Raw genomic sequence first — 17,234 nt, 5'->3', positions numbered from 1 at the left:
CTAGGAGGGAATCATGTTCTCGTACCGCCGCACGCCCGAGCTCCCCACCCGCGAGGAGGCCCTGCAGGGCCGCGCGACCCAGCAGTTCTCGCTCCCGGACCGGCACACCGTTCTCGGCAACCCCCTCGCGGGGCCCTACCCCGCCCACCTCCAGGTGGCCGACTTCGGCCTGGGCTGCTTCTGGGGCGCGGAGCGCAAGTTCTGGCAGACCCCGGGGGTGTGGACCACGCTGGCCGGCTACCAGGGCGGTTTCACCGAGAACCCGACGTACGAGGAGGTGTGCTCGGGCCTGACCGGCCACACCGAGGTCGTCCGCGTGGTCTTCGACCCGGCGCAGGTCTCGTACGCCACCCTCCTGAAGCTGTTCTGGGAGTCCCACGACCCGACCCAGGGCTTCCGCCAGGGCAACGACGTCGGCACCCAGTACCGCTCGGCGATCTACACCCACTCCGAGGCCCAGCAGGCCGAGGCCGAGGCCTCCCGCGCCGCGTACCAGCAGGTCCTGGCGTCCTCGGGCTACGGCGACATCACGACGGCCGTCCTCCCGGCGGCAGAGCGCCCCTTCTGGCCGGCAGAGCCCTACCACCAGCAGTACCTCGACAAGAACCCCGACGGCTACTGCGGCATCGGCGGTACGGGCGTCAGCTGCCCGATCGGCGTGGCCAAGGCCCAAGGCTGACCTTCCCGCCCGGGAGCTCCGGCGCGGCCCTCACCTGTCGAGCGGCGGCGCCGGAAGTCCTTCACTCGTTCGAGCAGAGGGACAGGCGTTCACGCCCGATACGCTGACGTCCGGGATCAGAATCGCGCCCATGGGAGTAGTCATGACCACCTCCGCCGCCGGGCAACCGCTCATCCCCCAGCCCCCTGCCACGGTTGCCACGCTGCGGCAGGCCATCCGCCAGATCGCACCTGCCGCCCTGCCGGCGTTCACTCAGGAGCTGGACCAAGCGGCCGACCAGTCCCGGCAAGGGTCCGATCTGGCACCGCTTCAGCGGTTCATCGCCCAGTGGGCCGTTTATGTGCACATCCAGCGGCAACCCGACCTGGCAGCGGACCTCCGCCGCTGGGAAGACGCCGCCGAGTCGGGCGACGCAGCCCAGGCACGGCAAGCCGCTTCCCGGATCGGGCGGATTCTGGACGCGGCACACGCGGCCGTCGGTCTTCCGGCCCGGTGAGCAGCGACTGGCACTGGGAATACGACCCCGACCACGACCACGTGGCGGGCGGCATCCCCGCTCACGTGGTGGCCGAGGTGGAACGCCTGGCCGGCCAGCTCGTAGACCTTGCCCGTACGGGCATCGACGTCAGTGACCTCGGAAACGGCCCACGGCCAGGTGGTCTGCGCCGCATGGACGCCGCCGGCGGCTGGTTCTACTTCCTGGACGGTGAAGTGGCCGCCGGGCAGACGGCCACCCGGGACCGGCTCGCCGCCGCGCTGGAGCAGGCCGGTCAGATCGTCGAGGCGTCGATGACGAAGCGGTAGCGGACGTCGCTGGCCAGGACACGCTCGTACGCCTCGTTGATCTCGTCGGCGCGGATCAGTTCGATCTCCGAGCCGAGGCCGTGCTCGGCGCAGAAGTCCAGCATCTCCTGCGTCTCGGCGATGCCGCCGATCATCGAGCCGGCGAGGGTCTTGCGGCCGGTGATGACCGAGAACAGGTTCACCTCGACCGGCTCCTCCGGGGCGCCGACGTTCACCAGCGCGCCGTCGACCTTCAGCAGGCCGAGGTACGCGTCGAGGCCGAGCGGGGCCGAGACGGTGGAGATGACCAGGTCGAAGCTGCCGGCCAGCTTCTCGAAGGTGGTCTCGTCGCTCGTGGCGTAGTAGTGCGAGGCGCCGAGCCGCAGGCCGTCCTCCTGCTTGCGCAGGGACTGGGAGAGGACGGTGACCTCCGCGCCGAGGGCGGCCGCGATCTTCACGCCCATGTGCCCGAGGCCGCCGAGACCGACGATCGCGACCTTCTTGCCCGGGCCCGCCTGCCAGTGCCTGAGCGGGGAGTAGAGGGTGATCCCGGCGCACAGCAGCGGGGCGGCGACGTCGAGGGCGAGGCCGTCGGGGATGCGGACGGTGTAGTTCTCGTCGACGACCACGTGCGTGGAGTAGCCGCCGTACGTCGGCTCGCCCTTCTTGTCGCGGGCGTTGTACGTGCCGGTCATGCCCTGCGCGCAGTACTGCTCCTGCCCGCGCAGGCAGTACTCGCACTCACGGCAGGAGTCGACGAAGCAGCCGACGCCGACGTGGTCGCCGACCGCGAACTTCGTGACGCCCGGGCCGACTTCGGTGACGACACCGGCGATCTCGTGGCCCGGGACCATCGGGTATATGCCCTCGCCCCAGCCGTCGCGGACCTGGTGGATGTCGGAGTGGCAGATGCCGGCGTACTTGATCTCGATGAGGACGTCGTGCTCGCCGACGGGGCGGCGCGGGACGGTGGTGCGCTCCAGCGGGGCCTTCGCGGCGGGAGCGGCGTAGGCGGCGACCTGGGTGACGGACATGGGTGAAGACTCCTCGAACGCTGCTGCGGACGGTCTGCGGTGCGAGCAACGATTGCGGACCTGGCCTGCGTCACCCAGACCCCTGTCCTGCCTAGGACTGGCGGTCCTACCCCTGGCGGGGTCAGGAACACGTCCACGCCGCGCGGGCCGCCCGGCGATACTGGCGTCATGGACCAGCTTGATCAGCGTGCCGAACTGGGCGAGTTCCTCCGTTCCCGCCGTGCGCGGCTGCGGCCCGCGGACGTGGGCCTGCCGGACTACGGGCGCCACCGCCGCGTACCCGGGCTGCGCCGCGAGGAGCTGGCGCAGCTGGCGGGCGTGTCGGTGGCGTACTACACGCGGCTCGAGCAGGGGCACGGACAGAACGTGTCGGCGGAGGTGCTGGACGCGATCGCCCGCGCCCTGCGCCTGGACGGCACGGAGACGGCCCACTTGAACCACCTGGCCAGCCCCCGGCCCCGCAGGCACCGCGGCAAGCAGCACCGCGCGCAGCACGTCCGCCCGGAGCTGCGGACGCTGCTGGACGCGATGGAGGGGGTGCCGGCGTACCTGGTGGGGCGGCGCCAGGACGTGATCGGCTGGAACCGGCTGGCGGCCGCGGTCTTCGGCGATTTCGGGGCGCTGCCGCCGCAGGAGCGCAACCTGGTACGGCAGGTGTTCCTGGATCCTGCGACGGCCGAGCTGTACGTGGAGTGGGAGTGCCGGGCCTGCGAGGTGGTGAGCAACCTGCGCATGTACGCGGGCCAGCACCCGGAGGACGAGCAGCTGTCCGCGCTGGTCGGGGAGCTGTCGGTGAAGAACGAGGAGTTCCGGCGGCTGTGGGCGGCGCACACGGTGGCGGACAACAAGACGCACGGGGTGAAGCGGCTGCGGCACCCGCTGGTGGGTGAGCTGGACCTGGCCTTCGAGACCCTGGCGCTGCCGGACGATTCGGCGCAGTTCCTGGTGACCTTCCATGCCGCTGCGGGCTCGCCCTCGGCGGACGCCCTGCGGCTGCTGGCCTCGTGGTCGGCCCCGTCCGCCCCTGCCATCTCTTCGGCCTCGTCCGCCCCGGCCTCGTCCGCCCCGGCCCCGGCGGACGCGGACGGGGCTACAGCTTGATCTGGAAGATGCCCGCCGCGCGTTCGCGGCGGTAGCCCAGGGCGGCGTTCACCGCGCGCATCGGGGTGTTCTCGTCCGCCACCGAGGTGGCGATCTCGCGGAGGGCGGGGAAGCGGGCCGTGGCCTCCCCCAGCATGCGGAGTTTGACCGTGCGCCCGAGGCCGCGGCCGCGGTGGGCCGGAACGACCGCCGTGTCGTACTGGAGGGCGCGCGCGGCGGCCGGGTCCGGGAGCACCAGGGACGTGTACGCGGCCACCTCGCCGGCGGGGGTCACCGCCGCGGCCATGAGCATCCGGCCGCCGCGGTCCAGGACCAGCCGCTGCACCGTGTGCAGGCGTTGCGGGGTCCAGGCCGGGGGCTGCTCGTCCATGTCGCCGGTCGGCGCGTCCTCCATCGACCCGTGGGCGACGGCGGCCGCGGCCACCCACGCGTCCGGGACCAGGCCCTCCCAGCACACCAGCGCGTAGCCCGCCGGGAGTTCGGGCTCCGCGGCCGCCGCCGGCCCCGCCGCCGCTGGCCCCGCCGCCGCCGGCCCCGCCGCCCCGGCCTGCACGTCCTGCACGTACCAGGCGAGCGGCAGCACGTTCTCGAAGCCCAGCGACTCGGCGAACGCCTGTCCCGCCCCGCCCAGGTCGGCCATGGTGGAGACGGAGGTGCGGCCCTGGGCCAGCAGTTCCTCGCGGGCCCGGAGCCACAGGGCCGTGCCGATCCCCCGCCGCCGCGCGTCCGGGCGTACCTGCAGCACGTCCAGCGAGGCGGTGTGCGCATTGTCTGCGTCCGTGAACAGGAGCAGGCTCGCCACGCCTTCGTCCGCCGCGAAGTGCGTGAAGCGGCCGGCGGCCGGCGGCACGCGCAGCCGTCCGGCGATCTCCACCCGGGTCGGTACGGGTACGCCGGGCAGGTCGGCGGCGTGCGCCGCGGTCAGGACCGCCGCCCAGGCGTCCACCTCGGCGTCGGTCGGCGGCAGGGACAGCTGGGTGAGGGCGAACGTCATGACTCGGACCTTAGCCCCCGCAGACGCCGGATGGCGGGGAGCCTCCGTCAGGGGCTCCCCGCCATCCGCGGGAGTTCGGTCGGGACCGGGGTGGGATCAGGAGGCCGTGCCGGCCTTCCAGTCCGCCCAGCTCATGTTCCAGCCGTTGAGGCCGTTTTCGGGCTTGATGGTCTTGTCCGGGGAGTTGACCACCGTGACCACGTCGCCGATCAGCGAGTTGTCGTAGAACCAGGCCGCGGGCTGGTTCGGGTCGTTGGCACCCTGGGCGTCGTTCAGGCCGACGCAGCCGTGGCTCGTGTTCACGCTGCCGAAGATCGAGTCCGATCCCCAGTAGTTGCCGTGGATGAACGTGCCGGACTGGGACAGCCGCATCGCGTGCGGGACGTCCTTGATGTCGTACTCGCCCTTGCCCTCGCTGTTCTTGAAGCCGACGGTCGAGCCGTCCATCCGGGTCTCCTTGAACTTCTCGGAGATCACCATCTGGCCGTTGTACGTCGGGTTCTCCGGGGAACCCGCCGAGATCGGGATGGTCTTGAGGACCGCGCCGTCCCGGGTGACGGTCATCTTCTTCGTCTTCGCGTCGACCGTGGAGACCTGGCTGCGGCCGATCTTGAAGGTGGCGGTCCGGTTCTGCACACCCTGCACGCCGGGGGCGCCCTGAACGCCCTCCAGCGCCAGCTTCAGCGTGACGGTGGAGCCGGCCTGCCAGTACTGCTCGGGGCGGAAGTCCAGGCGCTGCGCGCTGAACCAGTGCCCGACGACCTCCTGGCCGCTGCTGGAGGTGACGGAGATGGCCGCCTGGACCGCCTTCTGGTCCTTGATCGGCTTGTTGAACGTGATCGAGACGGGCATGCCCACGCCGACGGTCTGGCCGTCGTCCGGTATGAACGAGCCGACGAAGCTGTTCTCCGGGGAGACGGTGGTGAAGGAGGCGTTCTCGTGCGCCTCCTTGCCGGAGGCGTCCTTGGCGCTCGCCGACAGGGCGTACTTCGTGGAGCGCTTCAGCGCGGCGTCCGGCTTCCAGCTCTTGCCGTCGGCGGCTATCTTGCCGGGCACGGCCGTGCCCTCGGAGGTCTTCAGCTCGACCGCCGTGAGGGTGCCGTCACCGACGGCGACGTTGGTCGCGTCGTTCAGGCCCACGTTGGTCGCGCCGTCCTTGGGCGTGATCGTTATCTTGGCCTTGGAGGCGTCCTTGGCCGCGGCCGCGTCCACGTCCGACTGGGACTTGCTGCCCGCGTCCCCGCCGCCCTTCGGCTTGTCGTCGCCACCGCCGCACGCCGAGAGCACCAGCACGCCACCGAGTACGGCGGATATGGCCACGAGGGACCTTCTCCGCCGCTTCTTGTCCGTCCTCACACGCCACTCCATCGTTGCCTGAACCCCCGAGCTTCCCCCGGCCGGCGCCGGGTGGTGCCCCGATCGAGGCAGGGAGACACGCCCCCTGCCTCGCACCAGTCAACGCGTTGAAGGCCCGGATCGGTTCCACATTCCGTTTGAATGTGGGCAACCACACGGTCAGGCGTTGTCGGTCGTCTCTTCGTCGAAGTCCCCATCTTCCTCGCCCAGGTCCCACTCCATGGACTCGGGGTCGTATTCGACGGGCTCGCTGCTCCAGGAGGCCTGCGCCAGCTCCACGCCGGGGATGTCCGCGACCAGGTCAGTGGGGTCGACGAGGTACGCGAGCGCCTCCGACTCGTCCTCCCGTACGGCCGACTCGGCGTGGCCGCGCTCCTCGTCCGGCATGAACTCGTCGGCCTCGATGTGCTCGAGCGCGGCTCCGGTGAGCGCCTCGGGGTCGGGCACCTCCAGTACCAAATCCACCCGAAGCCGTACGTATCGTGATGTGTCAGAAGGGTTCATACGACGGAGACTAAGCCCGGGGAAGCCCCGACTTTCCCACGACCCGCCCTTGTCCGTAGCATCACCGCACACGGCCAATTCGCTGCTTCCGCAAGGGGGATCGCACCGTGTCCGCACGTCGACCGCTGCTCACCGCTCTCGGAGCGACCACCCTCCTCGCCGCCCTGTGGTTCGTGCCCTCGGCCAACGCCACCGCGCCGGGGTCCGCGGCGCCCGGTTCCACGGCGTCCGATTCCGGTTCCGCCGCGCCGGAGTCCGCCAACGCGCCCGGGCCCGGATCGGTGACGACGCTCGTGACCGATCCCGCGGGCGCCTCCCCGCAGACCGCCGGCCAGGTGTCCCTCGGGCTCGCGGACACCGGTGGGATCGACACCGCCCCGTACCTGCTGGGCGGCACGCTCTGCCTGGGCCTCGGGGCCGGGTTCGTCACCTTCTCCGTACACCGCTCGCGCGCGTAGCCCCGTACGGGCGGACACCGAAGGGCCGGCCCCGGGAGACGATTCCCGGGGCCGGCCCTTCGCGGCAGCGATACGGCTAGGCGAGCGGACCCGTCACCGGCTCCACCGCGGCGACGAGGCCGCCCGTACGGACGAACGCGTCGGCGGCCGCCAGGTCGGGGGCGAGGAAACGATCCGGCCCGGGACCCTCCACGCCGGCCGCCCGAGCCGCCGCGATGGCGGCCCGGCTGGCCGGGGCCGGGGTGAGCCCGTGGCGCAGCTCGATGGCCCGGGTGGCCGCGTACAGCTCGATCGCGATGATGCGGGTCAGGTTGTCGACGGCGGTACGGAGCTTGCGCGCGGCCGACCAGCCCATCGAGACGTGGTCCTCCTGCATGGCGGAGGACGGGATCGAGTCGGCGGAGGCCGGCACGGCCAGCCGCTTCATCTCGCTGACCAGGGCGGCCTGCGTGTACTGGGCGATCATCAGACCGGAGTCGACACCGGCGTCGTCCGCCAGGAACGGCGGCAGGCCGTGCGAGCGGTTCTTGTCGAGCAGCCGGTCGGTGCGGCGCTCGGCGATGGAGCCGAGGTCGGCCGCCGCGATGGCCAGGAAGTCCAGGACGTACGCGACCGGGGCGCCGTGGAAGTTGCCGTTGGACTCCACGCGCCCGTCGGGCAGCACCACCGGGTTGTCGACCGAGGAGGCCAGCTCGCGCGAGGCGACCAGGGCGGCGTGCGCCATGGTGTCGCGGCCGGCGCCGGCGACCTGCGGGGCGCAGCGCACCGAGTACGCGTCCTGCACGCGCGGGGCGGACTCCTCCTGGAAGTGCCCGGTGAGCCCGGAGCCCTTCAGGACGGCGGCCATGTTCGCGGCGGAGGCGCCCTGGCCCGGGTGCGGGCGGATGGCGTGCAGCTCGGGCGCCAGCACCTTCTCGGTGCCGAGGAGCGCCTCGAGGGTCAGCGCGGCGGTGATGTCGGCGGACTTGTACAGCTTGTCGAGGTCGGCGAGGGCCATGACCAGCATGCCGAGCATGCCGTCGGTGCCGTTGAGGAGGGCGAGGCCCTCCTTCTCCTTCAGCACGACCGGCTGGATGCCGGCCGCGGCCAGCAGCTCGCCGGCGGGGCGCACGACCCCGTCCGGACCCTCGGCGTCGCCTTCGCCCATCAGGGTGAGCGCGCAGTGCGAGAGCGGCGCGAGGTCGCCGGAGCAGCCGAGCGAGCCGTACTCGTGGACGACGGGCGTGATGCCGGCGTTGAGTACGTCGGCCATCGTCTGCGCGACGGACGGCCGGACGCCGGTGTGCCCGGAGGCGACGGTCTTCAGGCGCAGGAACATCAGGGCGCGCACGACCTCCCGCTCGACGCGCGGGCCCATGCCGGCGGCGTGCGAGCGGACGATGTTGCGCTGGAGCTGGGCGCGCAGCTCGGGGCTGATGTGCCGGGAGGCGAGGGCGCCGAAGCCGGTGGACACCCCGTAGACGGGTTCGGGCTTGGCGGCGAGGGCGTCGACGATCTCGCGGGCACGGGCGAGGGCGTCGAGCGCCTCGCCGGACAGCTCGATCCGCGCGTTGCCGCGGGCGACGGCGATGACGTCCTCGGCGGTGGTCCCGGACGTCCCCACCACGACAGTGTGCATATCCATATTCAGCAGCCTACGGACTGAATCGCTTCATGTCACCCCTCTTCGCGCCTCCCTCGCGCGGCTCGGCCCCGGCGGGCCCCTCCGGCTTCGGGCCGCCGCGCGGACTCCGTCCGTCGGCACCCCCGCCACGCGCGCCGCGCGCCCCGGCACGGGAGCAGGTCAAGGCCGGCCGCGGAAGCGGCGCCGCTCCCCCGACACCTCCTGCGCGGCAGCGGCATCGGCCAGCCGGACGACGGCGGTGTCCCGGCCCGCGACGACGGGCTTCGGCGAGCGGGCGGCCTTGGCCTTGTACTGGGCGGCGTCGGCGAGCCGGAACAGCCGCCGGGAGGACTTCACGAGCCCGATCGGGTCTCCGGTGGAGGCGACCCCGCAGGCGACCCCCTCCCCGAGCTCCAGCTCGGCGGCGCGCAGGCACAGCTCCTCGGTCACCCGCACCACCTCGTCGGCGGGGGGCCCGACGCTCACCAGGCAGAACTCGTCGCCGCCGAGCCGGGCGACGAGGGCGCCGGGCAGCATGGCCCCGCAGAGGCTGAGCACCGACCCGAACCGCTCCAGCAGCCGGTCGCCCATGGCGTGTCCCAGGGTGTCGTTGACCTTCTTGAGCCCGTTCAGGTCACACACCACCAGGCTGACCACGGCGGCGCTCCGCCGGTGCTCCTCCAGGGCCCCGTCGAGCCGCATGTCGACGGCGCGGCGGTTGGCCAGGCCGGTCAGCGGATCGGTGAAGGCGAGCCGCCGGGCCTCTTCGAGCCGCTCGTTCTGCGCGAGCCCGGCAGCGACGACGGCGGCCAGGACGGTCGCGAACTCGGCGTCGTCCTCGTCGAAGTCGGGCAGGCCCTCGTCGCGGGCGACGTACAGCTCGCCCCAGGCGCGCCCGCTGAGCACGATGGGCGCGACGACGCAGGTCCCGCGGCCGCGGCGGCGCAGGGCCTCGCCGCGGCGCCCCGGGCGGCCGCCGCCGGCGCTCTCCACCCAGGCGTGCGGGCCGCCGCCGCCGACCCAGCGCTCGTGCAGGAACTCGGTGATCTCGGGGAAGTCGTGGACGGGGTACGACTCGTCCGCGGGGAACGTCTCCTCCCCTGCCCGCAGCTCCCCCTCGTTCACGAGGACCCGCAGCCGGCCCCGCTCGCGCTCCCACGCGGAGATCGCGGCGAACGAGCCGTCCATCGCGAGGCGGGCCCCGCGGGCGGCCGCCCGGACACTGTCCCGCGGCGCGCATGCGGCGGCCATGGCCTGCGCCAGGCCCACGACGGCTCGTAGCCGCCCGTCGACTCCCATCACCCCAGGTTAGGGAGTTCCATCCGCTTTCGTGCTGCTTGATGCAGCATCAGAGCACGGGGCAGGACCTCCGGGGGAAGCCGCCCGACCTGCCGGAACACACCCCCGCGCATAAAATCGAACCGGACGTCCGGGCACGGGGCCACGAACGCACGAACGCCCCGACAGGCCGCCCGGGGGCAGTCCGTCGACGACACCCCGGCCGCCGCACCCTTCTGCCGTGCCGCACCCATGCCGACTCCGGCTCTGCATTCCGTACGCCCCGTCGCGCTGTCCCGCCCAGGAGGGAACCAGCATGAACCGGCACCGTCGTCTCGCCCTCGTCGCCCCGCTCCTCGCCTCCTCGATCGCCCTCCCGCCGGCCGTGGCCACCGCGCAGGGGCCACCGGAGCGGATGCCCGCGTCCCACACCGCGCCCCTCGCGCCGGTCTGCACGCTGAAGGCGGCGCCCGGCACGGACCCGGTCGAGTACGACCTGCTGCTCACCGACTTCAAGCCGGGGGACCCCGTCAAGATCACCGGTCCGAAGGAGTACAACGGCGTCACCAGCCCCCAGGGGGCCTTCGACGAGGAGAACGTCCCGCGCGGCAATTACACCGTCACGACGGGCCAGGGCGGGGCGCCCCAGCAGAAGACCGGCTGCGAGAAGCCGCCCAGGCCGCCGGTCACCCGGCCCACCGGCATTACGGAAGCGACGGTGGAGCTGGACTCCCCCGGGTTCAGCGTCAACTGCAACGTGCCGCACGAGGTGCGCGTCGACGGCACCCTCAAGGGCAGCGGCAGCGGGACGGTCAAGTACGTGTGGACGAGCGGCACAGGCAAGCGGACCGAGAAGACCATGCGCTTCCCCGGCTTCTCCACGCGCGTCGAGGAATTCAGTGTGACCGCCCCGGCGCGCACGAGGCCCCAGGACCCCGCCCCCACGGTGACCGTCCAGCTCTCGGTTCCGAAGCAGGGCGGGCAGGGGGCCATCTCGTCGGAGGTGCTGCCGGTCACCCTCAAGTGCCAGTGAGCGGCACCCGCCCGCCGGTCCCTGCCCCGGCCCCTGCCCCGGGCCCTGTCCCTGCCCCTACTTCCCCGGCCACTGCGGCTTGCGCTTCTCGTTGAACGCCGCCACGCCCTCGGCGCGGTCTCCCGAGAAGGCCACCGTCCGCCAGGCCGCGTCCTCGATCTCCAGGCCGGCCGTCAGGTCCATCCCGTGCCCCAGCCGCAGGGCCCGCTTGGCCGCCCGCAGGCCCACCGGGGAGTTCGCCGCCATCCGGGCCGCGAGGGCGAGGGCTTCCTCGCGGTCCGTGCCCGCCGGGACCACCGAGTCCACCAGGCCCAGCGACAGCGCCTCCGGCGCCTCCACCCGACGCGCCGTGAAGATCAGTTCGGCCGCCCGCGCCGCACCCACGCGCCGCGGCAGCAGCTGCGTACCGCCGCCGCCCGGGATCACGCCCACGGAGACCTCCGGCAGGCCGACCACCGCCGTCTCGTCGGCCACGATCACGTCACACGCCAGCGCCAGCTCGAAGCCGCCGCCCAGCGCGAAGCCGTGCACGGCCGCGATCGTCGGCATCGGCAGCTCCAGCACGCCCCCGTAGGCGCCCCGCGTGGTCGGCCGCTGCTGCACCAGCTCGGCGTCCGACAGGGAGTTGCGCTCCTTGAGGTCGGCCCCGACGCAGAACGCCCGCTCGGCGGTCGAGGAGAGCACGACCACCCGCACCGAGGGGTCCGCCCCGAGCGCGGCGCAGGCCGCGCCGACGGACCGGGCCATCTCCGTCGACACCGCGTTCATCGCCTTGGGGCGGTCCATCGCCAGCTCCGCGACGTGCCCGTCGCCTTCCCTGCGTACCGCGACGAACTCTCCGAAGCGCTGCTCAGACATGCCTGCGACCCTCCCGGTTAACGAGCGTTATCTGCGCACTCTAGTCCGGGGGGCGGCCATCGGGTCAAGGTTCCCGGACGCGGCTCCGCCACGAGCTCAGGCGGGGTTCTTGGGCTTCCTCCGCGTCAGCGACCAGGGCTCCACGACCCCGAGCCCGCGCACCGGCCGCTGCCACATCGGCTGGAGTGCGAAGCGGTACGCCCCGCCGCCCTCCTCGGCCTCGGCCTCCTTCTCCGAGACCGGCGCCGCGCCCGTCCGCCCCAGCTCCTCCGCCATCGCCCCGTCGACCAGCACCGCGTCCTTCGGCGCTATCGACGTCAGCCGCGAGGCCAGGTTCACGGTTGTCCCGAAGACGTCGCCCATCCGGGTCGTCACCGTCCCGAACGCTATGCCGACGCGCAGCTCCGGCATCTGCGCATCGGCTTCCATCGTCTCGATCAGCCGCAGCGCGATCTCCGCCGCCGTCGCCGCGTCGTCGGCGCAGTACAGCACCTCGTCGCCGAGCGTCTTGATCAGTCGGCCGCCGTGCGCGGCCACCAGGTCCGCCGAGGTCGTCTCGAAGGACTCGACGAGCTCGCCGAGCTCCTCCTCCTCCAGCCGCCGCGTCAGCCGGGTGAAGCCGACCAGGTCAGCGAAGCCCACCGCGAGCCGCCGGTCGACCATCTCCTCGTCGTCCGCCACCTGCACGACCCGGCCGGTGGCCGCCGCCAGCTGGCGGCGCCACACGTAGACGAGGAACTCCTCGAGCTCCGGCAGCAGCAGCTCGACCAGCGGGTACGTGACCTCCGTACGGGTCATTCCCGGCTCCGGCGGCTCCGTGAGCCCCTCCAGGAAGGAATCGATCTGCCATTCCGCCAGCCGGGCGGTGGTCTGCCCGGTGGACCGGGCCACCTGCACGGCCATCGGCTCGCTCAGCAGCCCGGCCTCGACGAGGCCGGCGAGCCGGCGCAGCGCCAGTACGTCCGCCTCCGTCAGGGCCTTGGCCTGCCCGATGTCCGCGAAGCCCATGGCCCGCCAGAAGCGGGAGGCGAGCTCCATCGACACGCCGGCGCTGCGGGCCGCCTGGAAGGGGGTGTACCGGCGCTCCGCGCCCAGGATCAGCTGCTCCAGCCGGATGGCGAGCGGGTCCGCCGTCGGCTGTGCGGTGTGGTCGACCTCGTGGTGGGGAGTGTGCTGGTCGCGCCCGATCGGTGTGCCCGGGCCGGTGGACCCCGAGCCGGTGGGCCCCGGGCCGCCGGGCCGGGGGGCGGACGCGCCGGACGTAGAGTCGTCGACGGTCAAGGGCCGCCTCCTGTCCATTCCGTGCGCACTGCCCTGCCGAACCGGGTGATCACCGGGAGGACCGGGATCGCCTAAACCATACGGCAGGTGTGCCGTAGCTCACTCCCCACTCCCTGCAGCTGCGGCCGGCTACCGCACCGACCGCAGATGGACCACGTCCCCGGCCCCCACGGTCTCGTGCCGGTCCTCCGCCGTCCGGACGACGAGCCGCCCGTCCGCGTCCACCGCTTCCGCCGTCCCGGTGAGCGTGCGGCCGCCGGGCAGGTCCGCCCGTACGTGCCGGCCGAGCGTGACGCAGTCCGCCGCGTACGCCTCCTGGAGCCCGCTGGCGGCCGGGTCCCCGCCCGCCGCCCGCCACTCCCCGTACCAGTGCTCCAGGGAGCGCAGTACGGCCTTCAGCAGGGGCTCCCGGTCCGTCACGGCAGCCTTGGCGAGGATCAGCGACCCGGCTTCCGGTACGGGCAGCTCGGCCTCGGTCAGCGTGACGTTGAGCCCGATCCCGAGGACCACGCCGTCGCTGACCCGCTCGGCGAGGATGCCGCCGGTCTTGCGCTCCTCCCCCTCCACGGTGACCAGCAGGTCGTTGGGCCATTTGAGGGCCGTGTCCACCCCGGCGGCCCGGGACACCCCGGTCGCGGCGGCCACCCCGGCCAGCAGGGTCAGCCACCCCCACCGCTCCTGCGGTACGGAGTCGCCCGGCTTGAGCAGGACGGAGAAGAACAGCCCGGACCGGGCCGGTGCGACCCAGCTCCGGTCGAGCCGCCCGCGCCCGGCGGTCTGCTCCTCGGCGACGAGCACGGCCCCTTCGGGCAGCTGCCCGGCCCGGGCCGCGAGATCGGTGTTGGTGGACCCGGTACTGGGCACGGCCTCCACCGAGGTCCACAGGCTGCCCGGCGCGACGAGCACCTTCGCAAGGGCGGCGGCATTGAGCGGCGGCCGCTCAAGGCTCGACCAACGACCCGCGGAAGCTCCGGCTGAGGGCTCTGATGACATGATCGGATTCCTTCTGTTGCCGTACGTGACCCTTTGACCCGGGTTTGCGTTCGGATCGTGACTGACCCTAGCTTCCGGACTGTGGGGAAATCTCCGGTAAAGCGGGCATTCAGGTTCCGTTTCTACCCCGATGAGGCGCAGGCAGCCGAGCTCTCGCGGACGTTCGGGTGCGTGCGGAAGGTCTACAACCTCGCCCTCGCCGCCCGCAGCGAAGCATGGTCGGCGCGCCGCGAGCAGGTGGGCTACGGGCAGACCTCGGCCATGCTCACGGCGTGGAAGCGGAACGCGCAGCGGGTTCCGCTACGCGGACGGCCGGCTGACGCTGGCCAAGACGGCCGAGCCACTGGACATCGTCTGGTCCCGGCCCCTTCCCGCAGGCGTGCAACCGTCCACGGTTACGGTGTCCCGTGACCGTGCGGGGCGCTGGTTCGTGTCCCTGCTCTGCCAGGACACCCCGGCCCCCATGCCCGCCACGGCGAACACGGTCGGCATCGACGTCGGACTGACGTCCCTGGTCACCCTCTCCACGGGGGAGAAGATCCCCAATCCGAGGCACGAGCGCAGGGACCGGGAGCGCCTGGCCCGCGCCCAGCGGGCTCTGTCGCGGAAGGAGAACAGGAGCAAGAACCGGGCGAAGGCCCGCGTACGGGTGGCCAGGATCCAAGCGCGGATCGCGGACCGGCGCCAGGACTCCTTGCATCGGCTGACGACTCGACTCGTGCGCGAAAACCAAACGCTCGTGATCGAAGACCTCACCGTCAAGAACATGCTGGGCAACCGCAAGCTCGCCCGCGCCATCGGCGACGGGGCGTGGCGAGAGCTGCGGTCAATGCTGGAGTACAAGGCTGCTTGGTACGGGCGTGAGTTGATCATCGTGGACCGATGGTTCCCCAGCACACGCCTGTGCTCGGCCTGCGGGGCCATCGCCGACAGCATGGCCCTGGACGTCCGCGAGTGGATATGCGCGCAGTGCGGAGCCACCCACGACCGGGACGGAAACGCAGCAGTCAATCTTCTGGCCGCCGGGCTGGCGGGCACCGTCTGTGGAGCGGACGTAAGACCTCGACGGGAGTCCTCCCGGACGCGGCAGCCCGCGGTGAAGCAGGAAACCTCACCCGCGAGGGTGGGAATCCCCTCCCCTTAGGGAAGGCGACGAGGCCAAGCAACCCACAGTAGGTGTGTCAAACGCCGCACTGCCGAGCGCCATGCCCGCCGATACGCTACGCACCAGTAGCCAGCAGTAGTCAATCAATTGACCAGGCAGTTGACACCACACAGGGAGCCGCGACCCCGATGTCACAACCCTCAGAGCCGATCGACATGCACACGACCGCGGGCAAGATCGCGGACCTGCAGCGCCGCATCGACGAAGCCACTCACGCCGGGTCGGCGCGCGCGGTGGAGAAGCAGCACGCCAAGGGGAAGCTGACGGCGCGCGAGCGGGTCGCCCTGCTGCTGGACGAGGGGTCTTTCGTCGAGCTCGACGAGTTCGCCCGGCACCGGTCGACCAACTTCGGGCTGGAGAAGACCCGCCCCTACGGCGACGGCGTCGTCACCGGCTACGGCACGGTGGACGGCCGCCCGGTGGCCGTGTTCTCGCAGGACTTCACCGTCTTCGGCGGGGCCCTCGGCGAGGTCTACGGCCAGAAGATCATGAAGGTCATGGACTTCGCGCTGAAGACCGGCTGCCCGCTCGTCGGCATCAACGACTCCGGCGGCGCCCGCATCCAGGAGGGTGTCAGCGCGCTGGGCATGTACGGCGAGATCTTCCGCCGCAACGTCCACGCCTCCGGCGTCATCCCGCAGATCAGCCTGATCGTCGGGCCCTGCGCCGGCGGCGCCGTGTACTCCCCCGCCATCACCGACTTCACCGTGATGGTCGACCAGACCTCGCACATGTTCATCACCGGCCCGGACGTCATCAAGACGGTCACCGGCGAGGACGTGGGCTTCGAGGAGCTGGGCGGCGCCCGCACCCACAACTCCACCTCGGGCGTGGCCCACCACATGGCCGGGGACGAGAAGGACGCCATCGAGTACGTCAAGAACCTGCTGGCGTACCTGCCGTCGAACAACCTCTCCGAGCCGCCCGCCTTCCCCGAGGAGGCGGACACCGAGGTCTCCGAGGCCGACCGCGAGCTCGACGTCCTCATCCCGGACAGCGCGAACCAGCCGTACGACATGCACACCGTGATCGAGCACGTGCTCGACGACGCGGAGTTCCTGGAGACCCAGTCGCTCTTCGCGCCGAACATCCTCACCGGCTTCGGCCGGGTCGAGGGGCACCCGGTGGGCATCGTCGCGAACCAGCCGATGCAGTTCGCCGGCTGCCTGGACATCAACGCCTCCGAGAAGGCCGCCCGCTTCGTGCGGACCTGCGACGCGTTCAACATCCCGGTGCTGACGTTCGTGGACGTGCCGGGCTTCCTGCCGGGCACGGACCAGGAGTACAACGGAATCATCCGGCGCGGCGCGAAGCTGATCTACGCGTACGCCGAGGCCACCGTCCCCCTGATCACCGTCATCACCCGCAAGGCGTTCGGCGGCGCGTACGACGTCATGGGCTCCAAGCACCTCGGCGCGGACCTGAACCTGGCCTGGCCGACCGCCCAGATCGCCGTCATGGGCGCGCAGGGCGCGGTCAACATCCTGCACCGCCGCGCCATCGCCGAGGCGGAGGAGGCGGGCAACGCCGAGGAGACCCGGGCGCGGCTCATCACCGAGTACGAGGACGCGCTGCTGAACCCGTACACGGCCGCCGAGCGCGGTTACATCGACGCGGTGACCATGCCGTCCGAGACGCGGGCCCACGTGGTCAAGGGGCTGCGCCAGCTGCGCACCAAGCGCGAGTCCCTGCCCCCGAAGAAGCACGGCAACATCCCCCTCTAGGCCCTCTAGACCCCAGGAGGTCTCCGTGGTGATCAAGGTCGTCAAGGGGAATCCGACGCCCGAGGAGCTGGCCGCCGCACTGGCGGTGGTCCAAGCGCGCGCGGCGGTGCTGGCCTCGGCACCGTCGGGCGCGCCGCGGGTGGCGGACGAATGGTCGGCGCCGGCCCGGGTGGCCCGGCGGACGCTGCCGCAGCCGGGGCCGCGCGCGTGGGCCCGTACGTACTGGCCCGGTTAGGCCGCCGTCCGGTCGTGAAGATGGCGTGAACGGACCGTGGGGGGGGGGGGGGGGGGGGGGGGGGGCCCCCCCGGGTCCCCGGACACAGACAAAGGACTGTTTTTTTTAACCCACAAGAAGAAACCACCAGAGCAAAAAAAAGGCCTGTAGGGGAA

17 protein-coding genes and 1 pseudogene are annotated in these 17,234 nt (G+C 72.1%); 9 read left to right on the top strand and 9 right to left on the bottom strand.

Annotation, left to right across the window (positions count from 1 at the left end; genetic code table 11):
* Nucleotides 1-13: 13 nt before the first annotated feature.
* The 3 genes from msrA (at nt 14) to ACZ5WG_RS00545 (ending at nt 1,483) form a co-directional block, all read left to right on the top strand.
* Nucleotides 14-679 (top strand): peptide-methionine (S)-S-oxide reductase MsrA, encoded by a 666-nt coding sequence (msrA, locus tag ACZ5WG_RS00555; RefSeq protein ID WP_468719603.1) that lies wholly within the window; start codon nt 14-16, stop codon nt 677-679.
* Between the two features lie 142 nt (nt 680-821).
* Nucleotides 822-1,175 (top strand): DUF6247 family protein, encoded by a 354-nt coding sequence (locus ACZ5WG_RS00550; protein WP_468719602.1) that lies wholly within the window; start codon nt 822-824, stop codon nt 1,173-1,175.
* The gene (locus ACZ5WG_RS00545; protein WP_468719600.1) at nt 1,172-1,483 is read left to right on the top strand and encodes a hypothetical protein; all 312 of its coding nucleotides are present in this window, start codon (nt 1,172-1,174) and stop codon (nt 1,481-1,483) included. The genes ACZ5WG_RS00550 and ACZ5WG_RS00545 overlap by 4 nt, the downstream gene beginning before the upstream one ends.
* On the opposite strand, the gene ACZ5WG_RS00540 is transcribed toward ACZ5WG_RS00545, so the two are convergent.
* Nucleotides 1,450-2,496, bottom strand: a complete 1,047-nt coding sequence (locus ACZ5WG_RS00540; RefSeq protein ID WP_468719599.1) for an NAD(P)-dependent alcohol dehydrogenase — start codon at nt 2,494-2,496, stop codon at nt 1,450-1,452. The genes ACZ5WG_RS00545 and ACZ5WG_RS00540 overlap by 34 nt on opposite strands.
* Nucleotides 2,497-2,664: 168 nt before the next feature.
* Here ACZ5WG_RS00540 and ACZ5WG_RS00535 point away from each other — a divergent pair, with 168 nt between their 5' ends.
* Nucleotides 2,665-3,597: a helix-turn-helix domain-containing protein gene (locus tag ACZ5WG_RS00535; protein WP_468719598.1), complete on the top strand. Its 933-nt coding sequence runs from the start codon at nt 2,665-2,667 to the stop codon at nt 3,595-3,597.
* On the opposite strand, the gene ACZ5WG_RS00530 is transcribed toward ACZ5WG_RS00535, so the two are convergent.
* From ACZ5WG_RS00530 to ACZ5WG_RS00520, 3 genes are all read right to left on the bottom strand, one after another.
* Nucleotides 3,587-4,591 carry a GNAT family N-acetyltransferase gene (locus tag ACZ5WG_RS00530; RefSeq protein ID WP_468719597.1) on the bottom strand — a complete coding sequence of 335 codons (1,005 nt, stop codon included), beginning with the start codon at nt 4,589-4,591 and terminating at the stop codon, nt 3,587-3,589. The two genes, ACZ5WG_RS00535 and ACZ5WG_RS00530, sit on opposite strands and share 11 nt — an antisense overlap.
* A 96-nt stretch (nt 4,592-4,687) precedes the next feature.
* A complete protein-coding gene (locus ACZ5WG_RS00525) occupies nt 4,688-5,959 on the bottom strand; it encodes a L,D-transpeptidase (RefSeq protein WP_468719595.1) in 1,272 nt (423 codons plus the stop codon).
* 147 nt (nt 5,960-6,106) lie between these two features.
* Nucleotides 6,107-6,412 carry a hypothetical protein gene (locus ACZ5WG_RS00520; RefSeq protein WP_266626132.1) on the bottom strand — a complete coding sequence of 102 codons (306 nt, stop codon included), beginning with the start codon at nt 6,410-6,412 and terminating at the stop codon, nt 6,107-6,109.
* Nucleotides 6,413-6,558: 146 nt separating this feature from the next.
* Between ACZ5WG_RS00520 and ACZ5WG_RS00515 the strand changes: the two genes are divergently transcribed.
* Complete coding sequence (locus ACZ5WG_RS00515; protein ID WP_468719594.1) at nt 6,559-6,909, top strand: hypothetical protein; 351 nt, start codon at nt 6,559-6,561, stop codon at nt 6,907-6,909.
* A gap of 76 nt (nt 6,910-6,985) precedes the next feature.
* Here the strand turns inward: ACZ5WG_RS00515 and hutH are convergent, their stop codons facing one another.
* A complete protein-coding gene (hutH, locus tag ACZ5WG_RS00510) occupies nt 6,986-8,527 on the bottom strand; it encodes a histidine ammonia-lyase (RefSeq protein ID WP_468720468.1) in 1,542 nt (513 codons plus the stop codon).
* Between the two features lie 165 nt (nt 8,528-8,692).
* Nucleotides 8,693-9,811, bottom strand: a complete 1,119-nt coding sequence (locus tag ACZ5WG_RS00505) for a GGDEF domain-containing protein (protein ID WP_468719592.1) — start codon at nt 9,809-9,811, stop codon at nt 8,693-8,695.
* Between the two features lie 295 nt (nt 9,812-10,106).
* Here ACZ5WG_RS00505 and ACZ5WG_RS00500 point away from each other — a divergent pair, with 295 nt between their 5' ends.
* Nucleotides 10,107-10,823 carry a hypothetical protein gene (locus ACZ5WG_RS00500; protein ID WP_468719591.1) on the top strand — a complete coding sequence of 239 codons (717 nt, stop codon included), beginning with the start codon at nt 10,107-10,109 and terminating at the stop codon, nt 10,821-10,823.
* Nucleotides 10,824-10,880: 57 nt separating this feature from the next.
* Here the strand turns inward: ACZ5WG_RS00500 and ACZ5WG_RS00495 are convergent, their stop codons facing one another.
* The 3 genes from ACZ5WG_RS00495 to ACZ5WG_RS00485 form a co-directional block, all read right to left on the bottom strand.
* The gene (locus tag ACZ5WG_RS00495) at nt 10,881-11,681 is read right to left on the bottom strand and encodes an enoyl-CoA hydratase/isomerase family protein (protein ID WP_468719589.1); all 801 of its coding nucleotides are present in this window, start codon (nt 11,679-11,681) and stop codon (nt 10,881-10,883) included.
* 96 nt (nt 11,682-11,777) lie between these two features.
* Complete coding sequence (locus ACZ5WG_RS00490; protein WP_468719588.1) at nt 11,778-12,962, bottom strand: adenylate/guanylate cyclase domain-containing protein; 1,185 nt, start codon at nt 12,960-12,962, stop codon at nt 11,778-11,780.
* A gap of 129 nt (nt 12,963-13,091) precedes the next feature.
* Entirely contained in the window at nt 13,092-13,955 is an 864-nt protein-coding gene (locus ACZ5WG_RS00485) for a biotin--[acetyl-CoA-carboxylase] ligase (RefSeq protein WP_468719587.1), read from the bottom strand.
* Between the two features lie 81 nt (nt 13,956-14,036).
* On the opposite strand from ACZ5WG_RS00485, the pseudogene ACZ5WG_RS00480 reads away from it, so the two are divergent.
* The 3 genes and pseudogenes from ACZ5WG_RS00480 (at nt 14,037) to ACZ5WG_RS00470 (ending at nt 17,079) form a co-directional block, all read left to right on the top strand.
* A pseudogene (locus ACZ5WG_RS00480) lies at nt 14,037-15,099 on the top strand (RNA-guided endonuclease InsQ/TnpB family protein).
* 149 nt (nt 15,100-15,248) lie between these two features.
* Nucleotides 15,249-16,844: an acyl-CoA carboxylase subunit beta gene (locus tag ACZ5WG_RS00475; protein ID WP_468719586.1), complete on the top strand. Its 1,596-nt coding sequence runs from the start codon at nt 15,249-15,251 to the stop codon at nt 16,842-16,844.
* 28 nt (nt 16,845-16,872) lie between these two features.
* Entirely contained in the window at nt 16,873-17,079 is a 207-nt protein-coding gene (locus tag ACZ5WG_RS00470) for an acyl-CoA carboxylase epsilon subunit (RefSeq protein WP_266999597.1), read from the top strand.
* Nucleotides 17,080-17,234 lie beyond the last annotated feature (155 nt).

The organism is Streptomyces sp. NPDC032745, from assembly GCF_055579465.1.
This window is presented reverse-complemented; position numbering and strand designations above follow the sequence as displayed.